The following is a 12,145-nucleotide window of genomic DNA, read 5'->3' on the forward strand; positions in this document are numbered from 1 at the left end:
GTGTTCGCGCCGTTGGCACCGAACGGGGGCGGAGTCGGCGGCGGGTCGCGAGTGCGAGGCGCGAGACGCACGACAGCGGCGGGGCGACGCCTCAGACGTCGAACCGCATCGATTCGAACTCCATGAACGCCGTCTCGTAGCCGTCGTGGCGAGCGACCTGCGGCGGCACGTCCACCGAGAGCGTCAGCGCGTCGCCGGATTCGACGCCCTCGACGCCCGCGCCGTAGTGGTAACTGAGGTCGGGGTCGAGCGTCCGGTCGAGTCGCGCCCCGTCGAGCACCGCGGTTCCGCCGCGTTCGAGCGTGGCTCTGACGCCCATCATCGGCAGGACGAACTCGTTGTACGGGGTCCGCGCCGAGACGTAGAGGTACGAGCCGTCGACGCCGAACCGGGAACCGTCGTCGACGACGAGGGCGTCGAACAGGGCGTCGGCGCTCGTCCGTCGGCCGAGGTGGCGACCGGGGAGGTCGTCGACGGCGGGCGCTTTCCCGGTCGGGACGCCCATCATCTCCATCGCGGGGACCGCGCCGCGCGACCCGGCCTCGTCGCCGAGCCGACGCAGTTCCACGTCGTAGAGGTCGTCCGTCTCGAAGGCGAACTCGAACGTCGCCGTCTCGGCCGCGTCGAACCGCCCGGCGAACGAGCCGGTTCGGGAAAGCGAGGTGCCGCCGACGTGCACGCGGGCCTCGTAGTCGCCCTCGCCGTCGAGGACGTAGTTCGAGCCGTAGTGCATCCCCATCTGCTGGGAGAGCATCGGGTAGGCGACCTCCTCGCTCACGAGGTCGCCGTCGCGGAGAATTTCGATGGAGACGCCGGCGTCCAGCGGGAGGACGGTCCCCGTCTCGGCGTCCCACAGCGACGCCATGAGGTGAATCGAGTCGTCGGCCTCGACGACGGTCTTCCCGAGTTCCGAACCGGCGGCGGTCCAGAATCGGTGGGGGTACGAGTAGGTGAGCGCGACGCCGTACGGGCCGGCCGTCGTCTTCCCGTACATCTTCATCCCCTCGGTGATGGCGGGCAGGTAGACCGCGGCCGGACGGTCCTCGACGAGCGGCGGGTCGCGCCACGCCGACTGCCGTTCGAACCCGCCGAGACACCCCGCGGTGGCGGCGATAGCACCGATTCCGAGCGTCTTGATGGCGTCGCGTCGTTTCATGGTGTCTCGATAGCGTCTCGTCGGCTCATGGTGAGAGACCGCCGCGCGTCTCCGCGAAGCGGTCGAGTTACCGCAGCTAGCGGCCCGGTGCCAATGTCGGTTGCGCTTCCGCGTCGGGTTTCGAGGGGTGGTGATTTCGTTATCAACTGCCGGTTTCCCGCACCACGTTTATATCTCCGCTCGCGCTCCGTTCGGACGATGAACGACTCGCCGCTCGACGGTCTCGACGCCCGCACGATGGCGCTGGCGTACCTCGGCTTCGGGACCGCAGGCATCCTCGGCGGCGAGTTGCTCCTGTCGGCCGCGCTGGGTGCGCCCCCGGCCCCGGAGGCCGAGCTTATCAAGGGGTTCTCCTTCGTCGCCGTCTCTACCGCGTTCGTCTGGGCGCTCGCCTCCCGGAAAGACCGGCGAATCGAGCGCCAACAGACGTCGATTCGGTCGTCGCTGGACCAGCTTCGAACCGTGGTCGCCGCCTCCCCGGTTCCGATTATCGCGGTCACGCCCGAGGGGCGCGTAACGAGGTGGAACGACGCCGCCACGGAGGCGTTCGGCTGGAAGCGCGACGAGGTGCTCGGCGAGCCACTCCCCTACAGCGCGGGTGAGAACAGCGAAAACAGCGAGGAGATTATCCGGCGGACTATCGACGAAGACGGCCTCTCGGACGTTTCGGTCGAGCGACGACGGGCGGACGGCGACCTCCGTGAGTTCCGACTTTCGACAGCGGTCGTCCGCGACGCCGACGACGAACCCGCCGAAATCGTCGGCGTGTTCGTCGACGTGACCGAACAACAGCGCCGGGAGCGTCGCCTCCGCGAGTTCGAACTGGCCGTCGAACAGGTGGGGCACGCAATTTACCTCACTACGCCGGAGGGTGAAATCACGTACGTCAATCCGGCGTTCGAAGAGATTACCGGCTACGACGCCGCGGAGGCGGTCGGTGAGTCAGCCGCGCTGCTCAGTTCCGGCGAGATGCCGGAGGCGTACTACGAGCGACTGTGGCGGGCCGTCCAGTCCGGCGAGACGTGGCAGGAGCGAATCATCGACCGGCGGAAGGGCGGCGAGCTCTACACCGCGATACAGACTATCGCACCCATCGCGAGCGACGGCGACATCCACGGCTACGTCGCCATCCAGTCGGACATCACCGAGTCGGAGCTGACCAGACAGCGTCTCGGCGTCCTCAACCGGATGTTCAGGCACAACCTCCGAAACCGGATGAACGTCATCGAGGGCTACGCGGAGATGATTCGCCAGGACGCGACCGGCGCGGCCGGCGTCGCCGACGAGGACCTCACCGACGCCGCCGAGACCATCGTCGAAGCGGCGAGCGAACTCGTGGCGCTCTCAGAGAAGGCCCAGACCGTCTCGGACGCCCTCGAATCCGAGGCGACCCCGCGGCGCGTCTCGGCGCTCGTCGAGTCCGCCGTGTCGCGAGCCGAATCGACGTATCCCGAGGCGACGATACGAACGGACATCGAGACGGGGGTCTTCGCACGGGTCGACAGCCGCGTCGGCGCGGCGCTCGACGAGTTGATCGCGAACGCGCTCAAACACGGCGGCGAGACGGTCCACGTCGACGTGTACCGAACGGAAGACGACGACTCGAAGCTCGTCGTCCGGGTCGCCGACGACGGGCCCGGCATCCCCGACGAGGAGTGGCGAGTCATCAAGCGCGGCGAGGAGACGCCGCTCGAACACGGGACCGGGATGGGGCTGTGGCTGGTCCACTGGGTCGTCAAGAAGGCGGGCGGAAGCATGGAGTTGGAACCGTCTCCCCTCGGGGGGACGGCCGTGACGCTGAAACTCCCGGTCGGAGCGGAGCGACCGCGAACGTGGTTCCCGAGCGGGGAGTGACCGCGCACCCGTGATTGTTCACACACCACAAGTCCGACCAGCCGAGAGGTGACGCCCGTCGAGTCGAGCGTCCGATTCAGGCCTCGAGGAGTTCGACGAGGTTCCCCTCCGGGTCGCGGACGAACGCGATTCGCGTACCGCTTTCGGTCGTCTGCGGCTCGCTGAGCGTCTCGGTATCGCGCGGGAGTTCCGCCACCGCGGCGTCGACGTCGTCGACAGAGAGTCCGAGGTGGGTCGCGCCGGGGCGGTTGAGCGTCGGTTCGTCGGTGTCGGCTCCGACCGGGTCGTACTCGACGAGTTCGATGCGTACGTCGCCGCCGTCGAGGTGGGCGAACCGCGCCGAGGCGCCGTCGACGGAGACGGCGGTGGCGAACTCGTCGCCCGCGACTTCGAAACGGGAGACGACCGGAAGGTCGAGCGCATCGCGATAGAATTCGAGCGTCGAATCGAGGTCGCGAACGGTGATACCGACGTGGTGCGCGTTGGTGTTCACGGTTCGTCTGCGCGCGCAGAGCGTCAAAGGTGCTTCGTTCGAAACGCGGGTCGGCAGACGGCGGCCGACCGATTCCGACCCGCGTTCGCCGCGCCTCCGTCCCGGTTCGTTGGATATGCCTCCACCTTGGTTCGCTGGGTGCGCTCCCTCTCGGTTCGTTGGATGAGCCTCCCTCTCGGTTCGTTGGATATGCCTCCACCTTGGTTCGCTGGGTTAGTGCTTCTCGTGCGCGCCCGCGAGGCGCGACGCGGGTCGGGGCCCCGTCGCCCAGCAGAGACCGTGTCGCATATACCCGCTGGGCCGCCCAGATAGGGTACGATGGAACCGACAGGCACGCGATGCGAGGTGGTGCGGCCGTGAGCGAACCGTTCGTCGAATCGCTCCCCGGACGGGCCGTCCCCAAGTCGTTCGTCGCCGAACTCGAGACGAAAGAGGCGATTCAGCAGGCCGTCGCCGTCCGCGGCTACAACCTCGAACGCGACGGCGAGACGATTCAGCACGCCTACCAACTGGTCGTGAACGTCCGCGGAAAGTACATCCTCGGGCTTCACCTCACGAACGGGACGTGGCGCGTCGTCTTCGACACCCGCGACCACCCGAAACTCGCACAGGAGGGCCCGCGCGCGGCTTACGAGGCCGTCCACGACGCGCTCTACGAGCGCGCGCCTTCCGACGCTGAGATAGACTTCGAGTCGACGCCGCGATTCTGGAACGCCCCGCAGTAGGTCGTTCAGCGACGTTTTTCTGCGTTTTCAGCGCTCTCACGACCGTCAGCGGCGCGTGCGAACGCGCGCGCGCCGCAGCGACGACCCGGCCGAACCCACACCACCGTGTCCGCAGAAATTCGAGTGCGACACGGTTGGGACGGACGCGCCGTGCGGGTCGCGGAGCGAATCCGAGGGGTAGAGCGTCAGCGCGGCGGTTTACCACCGAAGATACCCGCCGGTGGTATGCAGGTGGGATTGAACGGCTTAAATCCCGAATTCGGACGTTAGGAGCGCCCTAAACCCCCGAATAGACCGGTAAGTCGCTGCGAAATTAAATATATCCGGAACATACGAAAGGCCAACAGGAACCGGAACATGTGGCCGCTCGAGGTCCCGTGCAGGTGGGCACGAGGTGGGTCTGAGGCCGGTCCTGGGTAGAACAATGGATATCAAGAAATTCCTTAGCGAATCACGCGCAGTCTCGCCGGTCATCGGCGTCATCCTCATGGTCGCGATTACAGTCATCCTCGCGGCCGTCATCGGGACGTTCGTCCTCGGTCTCGGCGACCAGGTCGGCGACACCGCCCCGCAGGCGAGCTTCAGCTTCAACTACAACGAAACGAGCGGCGATCTCATCGTCACCCACGAAAGCGGTGATGCGATCGACGGAGATCTGCTGACCATCGCTGGAAATGGCCTTACCGTTGATACCCCCGACGCGTTCGCGGGCACGGATGTGAAGGCAGGAAGCAGCGTTACCGTCACTCTCACCGACGTTGACAACGGCGACGAAGTGCGCCTCGTCTGGACCTCCGAATCGGGCTCCAACTCTGCGACCCTGCAGAAGTACACCTACAACGCCTGAACGGTCCGCAGCGTCACAGCCAACGAACCTCAATTTTTTCGGATGTTACCCCGAGAGCGACGGTGCGCTCCGGTTCTGGTACGGAACACGCATGATACGTGAAACGTCTTCTCAGTACTAGTTTATATCCTCGGAGAACGTCAGACTATCTGTTAGGTTAGCAGGCAAGCGTTCGAGGACCGATTCGAATTTTTCTCAACGGTCGCCTCTCGTCCGGCACACCTAGGAGAAACAACTATGCAAATCAAGAGAATCTTCACAGAGTCCCGCGCAGTCTCGCCGGTCATCGGCGTCATCCTCATAGTCGCGATTACCGTCATCCTCGCGGCCGTCATCGGGACGTTCGTTCTCGGCCTCGGCGACCAGGTCGGCGACACCGCCCCACAGGCGAGTTTCGCGTTCGACTATGACGGAACGGAACTGACCATCACTCACGAGAGTGGGTCACAGATTGACGGCGATTTAGTCACTATCGCTGGAGATGTTAACGTCACCGCTACTGGTGACGCAAACAAGTGGTCTACCCTCGGGTCTGACACCATCGCGGCGGGTCAGTCCGTAGTTGTCCAGGACTCTGGTGAGGACGGCTTTGCCAGCGGTGATGTCGTCCGCGTCGTCTGGACCTCGGAATCCGGCTCCAACTCCGCGACCCTCCAGAAGTGGACCTACAACGCCTGATGGTCGGATTGGCAACGAGCCCCACCTCCTCTGATTCGGAATAACGATTTCTTTCGGAACCATCCCACGGAGAGACATCCACCTCGCATCTATAGTATTGTACTTTTAGCACAAACTTATCCGTCCGCGGAGCGTACGCTCGGACAGAGACCCCATGCCCAGCGACCCGCCCGCCGTCGTCTACCTCCGCGAGCACCGCGAGGATATCGTCGACCTCGCGGCGGCGCTCGTCGGCCACGACACGCAGAACCCGCCGGGAGACACGCGGGAGCTCGCGTCGTGGGTCGAATCGTTCTTTTCCGAACTCGGTATCGATACCGAGCGCGTCGCCTCGAACCCGACGAAGCCGAACATCGTGGCGACGCTCCCGGGTGCGACAGACCGGACGCTCGTCCTGTTGGGGCACCTCGATACGGTCCCGTTCGAGCCCGGCGAGTGGACGCGCGACCCGCTCGGCGAGCGGGAGGGAAACCGGCTCTACGGGCGCGGCGCGACCGACATGAAGGGGGAAATCGCCGCGATGCTCGCGGTGGCGAAGGCGTACGTCGAAACCGGGACGGTGCCGGCGACGAACCTCGTGTTCGCGTTCGTCAGCGACGAGGAAGTCGCCGGCGAGGCGGGGTTGCCGACGCTTCTCGACCGGCGCGGGCTCTCGGCCGACGCCTGCGTCATCGGCGAGACGACCTGCGAGGGCGACCGACACTCGGTGACCGTCGCCGACCGCGGGAGCATCTGGCTGGAGCTCGAAGCGACGGGGACCGCCGCCCACGGCTCCCGGCCGGTGCTGGGCGAAAACGCGATTCACCGCCTCTACCGCGCAGTAAGCGACATCGAATCCGCACTCGGTGACAGGCGGTTCGAGTTCGACCCCGCGGTCCGGGCGCTCGTCGAGGAGTCCGCGGAGTACTACGCGCCGCGGTTCGGCGCGGACGCGGCGCGAGAGCTGTTCGAGCGGCCGTCGGTCAATCTGGGCGTCCTGTCGGGCGGCGACCGAGTGAACGTCGTTCCCGCCGCGGCGCGGGCGAAACTCGATATTCGCGTGACCGCTGGCGTCGACACGGAAACGATACTCGACGGTGTTCGGGAGGTGGTCGCCGGTCACGAAGGGGTCGAGATTGTCGACGCGGACTGGTCGGTCGGGACGTTCGAGGACCCCGACGGCCCGCTGGCGAACGCCGTGGGCTCGGTCGCCGAGGGCGTCACCGGCGGGCGCGTGTACCGCCGGAGCGCGACCGGCGGCGGCGACGCGAAACGGATGCGGAACGCGGGCGTCCCGACCGTCGAGTTCGGTCTGGGGACCGAGACGGCTCACGCGGCTGACGAGTTCACCACGGCCGGGGCGCTCGCCGGCAACGCCGAGGTGTACGCCCGACTCCCCGACGAGCTGTTGCGGCAATTCGATAGTGGTACCAGAACGTTTGATTCGACGGACGTGTCACCAGCAGGCACGACTCCTTCGCGACGCGGACGGCGAGAGAACAACTCACGATGACACCCGATAACGAACTATGACACCAGACGAACTCCGAACGACGATTCCGGCCCTCGACGACGTCACGTATCTCAACACCGGCGCGCACGGCCCGAGCCCGCGCCCCATCGTGGAGCGGGCGACCGAGTTCCTCGAATACCACGAGTACGACTCGCCGGGCGACGACGGCCCCTATCCGACTGCGTTCGACGCCTACGAGGCCGTCCGCGAGGACGTGGCCGCGTTTATCGGTGCCGAGACCGAGGAGGTGGCGCTGACCCAGAGCACTACCGACGGTATCAACCGAATCGCCACCGCACTCGACTGGGAACCGGGCGACGTGGTCGTCCGGACCGACCTCGAACACCCGGCGGGCATCCTCCCGTGGCGGCGGCTCGAACGCGAGGGCGTCGAGGTCCGCGTCGTCGAGAGCGACGCGGGGCGGCTCGATATGGACCAGTACGCCGAGGCCGTCGCCGACGCCAAACTCGTCTGCTTCAGCGCCCTGACGTGGAACTACGGGACGCGGCTCCCCGTGCGCGAACTCGCCGATATCGCCCGCGACGCCGGCGCGCTGTCGGTCGTCGACGCGGTCCAGTCGTTCGGCCAGTATCCCGTCGACGTGGAAGACTGGGGAGCAGATATCGTCGCCGGCGCGGGCCACAAGTGGCTGCTCGGGCCGTGGGGCGCGGGGTTCCTCTACGTCCGGCGCGAAATCGCGGAGGAAATCGAGCCACACGCCGTCGGCTACCGCGGCGTCACGGAGCCGAACGCCGACGGGCTCGACTTCGCGCCGGGAGCCAAGCGCTTCGAGGTCGGAACGACCAATCCCGCCCCGCACGTCGCGCTCCGAGAGGCTATCGACATCGCCGAGCGCGTCGGTCTCGACCGGACCGAAGCGCACATTCGCAATCTCGCGAGCCGGTTCATCGAGACCGTCCCAGAGGGGCGGCTGTTGAGCCCCCACGACCCGGAATCGGGACTCGTCTCGTTCGAGGTCTCCGACCCGGAGGAGACGGTCGAGCGTCTCAAGTCGGCGGGCGTGGTCGTCCGGACGCTCCCCGAGCCGAAAGCGGTCCGCGCGTCGTTCCACAACTTCAACGACGAGTCGGACGTGGCGGCGCTTCGCGACGGACTCGACGGGGAGTGGTAGCTCCGTAGCTCGCGGGGGTGTCGAGAACGCGATTCGCGTGCGGTCGTTGACTCCCTCGCAGAATCTGCCTGGTCAGCGAACGTTCATATCCGGCGAGGGGGTACCCCTGAGTATGCATCCCACGGCACGCAACTTCGCCGACCAAGTACGCGATTCTCACGGGTTCGAAGTGACTATCGAGGAGTTTCCGGAGGGAACCAAGACGGCCGACGACGCGGCCGCGGCCGTCGGCTGCGACGTCGCCCAAATCGTCAAGAGCATCGTGATGCGCGTCGGCGACGAGACGGTTGTCGTCCTCACGAGCGGCGCGAACCGCGTCGACGAAGCCACGCTCGCCTCCGAGTTCGACGTCGAACGAGGCTCGGTTCGAAGCGCCAACCCCGGCGAGGTGAAGGAGGCGACCGGCTGGAGCATCGGCGGCGTGCCGCCGACCTGCCACGCGACCGACTGTCCCGTCCTCGCGGACCCGACGTTCGAGTCGTTCGACCGGATTTGGGCCGCCGCGGGAACGCCCGAGGCGGTGTTCCGACTCACGCCGGAGGACCTGCAGACACTGTCGGCGCCGCGATTCGTCGACGTGTTCGAGTGAGACGGGGGCGAAACGAGCGGACCTCCGGGAGGCGGTTCGCGCTCGCGCCCTCGTTCTATTTTGCCGGGCGCGACGAGAGCAACACCACTATGTCCGCTGTTCTGTTCTGTTCCGTTCCGTCGGTACTAATCGGGAATCGCTGGAGAGAAAACACGGGGCTATCGGGGAGCCACGGCTGGTTCGTCAGGCGAGATAAACTCTCCTTTCGGAGAAAATGATTACTGGATGTGGCCTTCGCGCCGGAGCTGGTCCGCGTCCTCGCCGGTGTATCGCCATTCGATGTTGGCTTTCTCGTCCTGCCAGTCCCACGGTTCGACGAGCACGACGTCGCCCTCGTTGATCCACGTGCGGTACTTCATGCGGCCGGGGATGCGGCCCATGCGGTTCTTTCCGTCTTCACAGCGGATTCGGACGTGATTGCCACCGTTGTGCTCTGTGACGACTGCGAACAGCTCGTTGTCGTTGGGCATTCGAAGGTTTCGACGCCCTTGATTTTCACTCACATTCTTGCTCGGGGACGGAGACGGATAACTTATCGGATACTCGTGATACCAAATGTCATGACGTTGAAATCGCGGTGGCGACGGGTTCGAACACCACGTTGTCCGCTGTTTTTGACAGACTGACCACGAGTAGGGAGTGGTTCGCGGTCACACACGACATAGTTTCGCCCGAGGCTTCATCTTGGGATACCGGTCGCAGTCGGTCATCACCGAGTCGTCGCTGAAGCGGTCGGACGCGTCGCGAGGGTTCGAGGATTCCCCGGGAACACCACTATGTCCGCAGTTGTTCGTCGTCTCAGCCCCTGCAAAGACGCTTTCTTCGAGTCGTGAGGTTCCTCCGAGCCACGGAGGACAGATATCGTCGGGGGACGAGGCGTTGGGAGACGAGGTGTCGGGAGACTGAGTCACCGCCACAGTATCACTGCTATCACCGCCGCGGTTGCCCACGTCCTTCTCGGTCACGTGTCCTCTCTCAGAGCGTTCATAGTCAAGCGGAGCGGGAAACGAGAGTCGAAAGTCGAGAGTACGGGTGTTCGGGTGAGCAGGCGAGCGAAGCAGTCGGGTCGGCCCGGTCGTGTGAGAACCGACGACGCGTGTGGTAATCGCTTCAGTACGCGTTCCGTGGGTATGACCTGGGAGTGGTTGATCGGAATTGGATTGACGTTCGATGGTTAGTGGTTGACACGGACACCACTTTGTCCGCTGTTCTTGGGGCGTGTGAACGGTAGGGACGAGGCGGTGCGAAACGGGGAACACTCACACCACTTTGTCCGCTGTTCTCGGTGTGAGACGGAACCCCCCGTCACCGTGAACCGGTCCTTTACTGTCGGTTCCGTGCCGACCGATTTAGTTTAGTGGTTTAGAAGGGAGAATAAAATAGGTGTCCTCGTACAGCATTCATCTAGTACTCATACAGCACTCATTCAACTATTATAATTGACTGTATTACGGACTTAGTTTAAACTATTGTATATTAAATCTTTCTCTATATCAGAACACGCGGCTCCGTCCAGTTGTTCCACCGGTTACCTTCGTTTCCCAGAACAGCGGACAAAGTGGAGGGGGTGTGTCCCCGCCCGAGTATATAAAACACGAGAACAGCGGACACTCCGGACGCGGTGGTTTTATCAACGAAGTGGTCGAACCGTGGTAGTATGCCCCTATTCGAGCGGGACACCGAGATTTATCGGGACCGGGACGCCCTCCGCGAGGATTACCAACCCGAGGAACTCGTGGGGCGCGACGAGGAACTCCGTACCTTTCAGGCTGCGCTGCAACCGGTTATCAACGGCGAACAGCCCAACAATATCTTCCTCTACGGGAAGACCGGCGTCGGCAAGACCGCCGCGTCGCGGTACTTACTCGGGCACCTCCGCGAGGACGCGAGCCACTACGACGACATCGACCTCAGGGTCGTCTTCCTGAACTGCGACGGACTCACGAGTTCGTATCAGATCGCGACCCGACTCGTCAACGAGTTCCGGTCGGAGTCGAACCAGATTAGCACGACGGGCTACCCGCTCGGGTCCGTCTACGAGATGCTCTGGCAGGAGCTCGACGACTGCGGTGGGACGATAATCATCGTTCTCGACGAGATCGACCACGTCAACGACGACAGCATCCTCTATCAACTCCCGCGAGCGCGGGCCAACGGGAACCTCGACGCGGCCAAAGTCGGGCTCATCGGCATCTCCAACGACTTCTCGTTCCGCGACGACCTCTCGCCGAAGGTCAAAAGCTCCCTGTGCGAACAGGAGATTCACTTCCCCGCGTACAACGCGAAGAACCTCCGCGCCATCCTCGAACAGCGCGCCAAGGTTGCGTTCCGCGAGGGCGTCCTCGCCGACGAGGTGATTCCGCTCTGTGCCGCCTACGGCGCGAAAGACGCCGGCGACGCCCGCCAGTCGATCGACCTGTTGATGAAAGCCGGCGACTTAGCCCGCGACGACGACACCGACCGCATCGAGGAAGAGCACGTGAAACGCGGTCGGCGCGCCCTCGAGCGCGGCCGCATCAAAGAGGGAATCAACGGACTGACCGAACACGGTCACCTCGTCCTCTACTCGCTTCTGACGCTCGAACTTGAAGACGAGACGCCGATTCGCTCCCGGGACGTCCGCCCCCGCTACACCCGCTTTACCGAACTCGCCAACCGCGACCCGCTCGTCCCGCGACGGATGCGCGACCACCTCAGCGAGCTCGCGATGCTCGGAATCGTCTCCGTCACCGAGCGAAACGAGGGCCGACGCGGCGGGACGTACCGCGAGTACGCCCTCGATATGGACGTCGGGCTCATCGTCTCGGCCATGCGCGACACCATCGAACTCGTGGGCGTCCACGAGACGGTCGAACCCTTCCTCGACGGCGAGAAGACGAGCACGCTCGACGATTTCATCCAGCAGTAGGTGACCCGACTGAAATTACTGCGGACATGATGGTGTTAGTCTCGAACCAACCCCCGTCAAAACGGCTCTCTGCCGTGTTTTGGAGGCGGTTGTGACTTCGACTCGTTCCTCAAAAGCATGCGTTCGTTCGGATTCGCCGGCCGATTTCGTTACCGGTTTCCGGCCGTTCGGAACACCACGATGTCCGCAGTAAATCGGCTATTTTCGCCGCTTGTTCGAACAGCGGACAGTGTGGTGTTCCCAACTTACGCGACCGGCTATTCACCAGGTA

12 protein-coding genes are annotated in these 12,145 nt (G+C 64.5%); 8 read left to right on the forward strand and 4 right to left on the reverse strand.

Annotation, left to right across the window (positions count from 1 at the left end; genetic code table 11):
• Positions 1-91 precede the first annotated feature (91 nt).
• The gene (locus C5C07_RS18330; RefSeq protein WP_004978096.1) at positions 92-1,156 is read right to left on the reverse strand and encodes a hypothetical protein; all 1,065 of its coding nucleotides are present in this window, start codon (positions 1,154-1,156) and stop codon (positions 92-94) included.
• Positions 1,157-1,354: 198 nt separating this feature from the next.
• Between C5C07_RS18330 and C5C07_RS18335 the strand changes: the two genes are divergently transcribed.
• Positions 1,355-3,010 (forward strand): PAS domain-containing sensor histidine kinase, encoded by a 1,656-nt coding sequence (locus C5C07_RS18335; protein ID WP_115805772.1) that lies wholly within the window; start codon positions 1,355-1,357, stop codon positions 3,008-3,010.
• A 76-nt stretch (positions 3,011-3,086) separates the two neighbouring features.
• Here the strand turns inward: C5C07_RS18335 and C5C07_RS18340 are convergent, their stop codons facing one another.
• Positions 3,087-3,503 carry a VOC family protein gene (locus C5C07_RS18340; protein ID WP_004978093.1) on the reverse strand — a complete coding sequence of 139 codons (417 nt, stop codon included), beginning with the start codon at positions 3,501-3,503 and terminating at the stop codon, positions 3,087-3,089.
• A 356-nt stretch (positions 3,504-3,859) separates the two neighbouring features.
• Between C5C07_RS18340 and C5C07_RS18345 the strand changes: the two genes are divergently transcribed.
• The 6 genes from C5C07_RS18345 to C5C07_RS18370 all read left to right on the forward strand — a co-directional run bounded on the left by C5C07_RS18345 (position 3,860) and on the right by C5C07_RS18370 (position 8,966).
• A complete protein-coding gene (locus C5C07_RS18345) occupies positions 3,860-4,228 on the forward strand; it encodes a hypothetical protein (RefSeq protein ID WP_049905315.1) in 369 nt (122 codons plus the stop codon).
• 424 nt (positions 4,229-4,652) lie between these two features.
• Entirely contained in the window at positions 4,653-5,075 is a 423-nt protein-coding gene (locus C5C07_RS18350) for a type IV pilin (protein ID WP_115805773.1), read from the forward strand.
• Positions 5,076-5,312: 237 nt separating this feature from the next.
• Positions 5,313-5,753, forward strand: coding sequence for a type IV pilin (locus C5C07_RS18355; RefSeq protein ID WP_115805774.1), 441 nt, complete (start codon positions 5,313-5,315; stop codon positions 5,751-5,753).
• Positions 5,754-5,907: 154 nt separating this feature from the next.
• The gene (locus C5C07_RS18360; RefSeq protein WP_115805775.1) at positions 5,908-7,245 is read left to right on the forward strand and encodes a M20 family metallopeptidase; all 1,338 of its coding nucleotides are present in this window, start codon (positions 5,908-5,910) and stop codon (positions 7,243-7,245) included.
• Positions 7,246-7,261: 16 nt separating this feature from the next.
• Positions 7,262-8,377, forward strand: a complete 1,116-nt coding sequence (locus C5C07_RS18365) for an aminotransferase class V-fold PLP-dependent enzyme (protein ID WP_115805776.1) — start codon at positions 7,262-7,264, stop codon at positions 8,375-8,377.
• A gap of 112 nt (positions 8,378-8,489) precedes the next feature.
• Entirely contained in the window at positions 8,490-8,966 is a 477-nt protein-coding gene (locus C5C07_RS18370) for a YbaK/EbsC family protein (RefSeq protein WP_004978079.1), read from the forward strand.
• Between the two features lie 218 nt (positions 8,967-9,184).
• Here the strand turns inward: C5C07_RS18370 and eif1A are convergent, their stop codons facing one another.
• Both eif1A and C5C07_RS21150 read right to left on the reverse strand, forming a co-directional pair.
• Positions 9,185-9,469: a translation initiation factor eIF-1A gene (gene eif1A / locus C5C07_RS18375; RefSeq protein ID WP_013035036.1), complete on the reverse strand. Its 285-nt coding sequence runs from the start codon at positions 9,467-9,469 to the stop codon at positions 9,185-9,187.
• 147 nt (positions 9,470-9,616) lie between these two features.
• Positions 9,617-9,931, reverse strand: coding sequence for a hypothetical protein (locus C5C07_RS21150; RefSeq protein WP_147299501.1), 315 nt, complete (start codon positions 9,929-9,931; stop codon positions 9,617-9,619).
• 692 nt (positions 9,932-10,623) lie between these two features.
• Between C5C07_RS21150 and C5C07_RS18380 the strand changes: the two genes are divergently transcribed.
• Complete coding sequence (locus C5C07_RS18380) at positions 10,624-11,874, forward strand: orc1/cdc6 family replication initiation protein (protein WP_004978076.1); 1,251 nt, start codon at positions 10,624-10,626, stop codon at positions 11,872-11,874.
• Positions 11,875-12,145: the final 271 nt, after the last annotated feature.

This window comes from Haloferax sp. Atlit-4N (genome assembly GCF_003383025.1).
Lineage (GTDB): Archaea > Halobacteriota > Halobacteria > Halobacteriales > Haloferacaceae > Haloferax > Haloferax gibbonsii.

Bases quoted from the DNA above. Each gene is read 5' to 3' on its own strand.
- C5C07_RS18350 (WP_115805773.1), top strand. From the start codon at position 4,653: ATGGATATCAAGAAATTCCTTAGCGAATCACGCGCAGTCTCGCCGGTC.
- C5C07_RS18355 (WP_115805774.1), top strand. From the start codon at position 5,313: ATGCAAATCAAGAGAATCTTCACAGAGTCCCGCGCAGTCTCGCCGGTC.
- C5C07_RS18335 (WP_115805772.1), top strand. From the start codon at position 1,355: ATGAACGACTCGCCGCTCGACGGTCTCGACGCCCGCACGATGGCGCTG.
- C5C07_RS18330 (WP_004978096.1), bottom strand. From the start codon at position 1,156: ATGAAACGACGCGACGCCATCAAGACGCTCGGAATCGGTGCTATCGCC.
- C5C07_RS18380 (WP_004978076.1), top strand. From the start codon at position 10,624: ATGCCCCTATTCGAGCGGGACACCGAGATTTATCGGGACCGGGACGCC.
- C5C07_RS18365 (WP_115805776.1), top strand. From the start codon at position 7,262: ATGACACCAGACGAACTCCGAACGACGATTCCGGCCCTCGACGACGTC.
- C5C07_RS18370 (WP_004978079.1), top strand. From the start codon at position 8,490: ATGCATCCCACGGCACGCAACTTCGCCGACCAAGTACGCGATTCTCAC.
- C5C07_RS18360 (WP_115805775.1), top strand. From the start codon at position 5,908: ATGCCCAGCGACCCGCCCGCCGTCGTCTACCTCCGCGAGCACCGCGAG.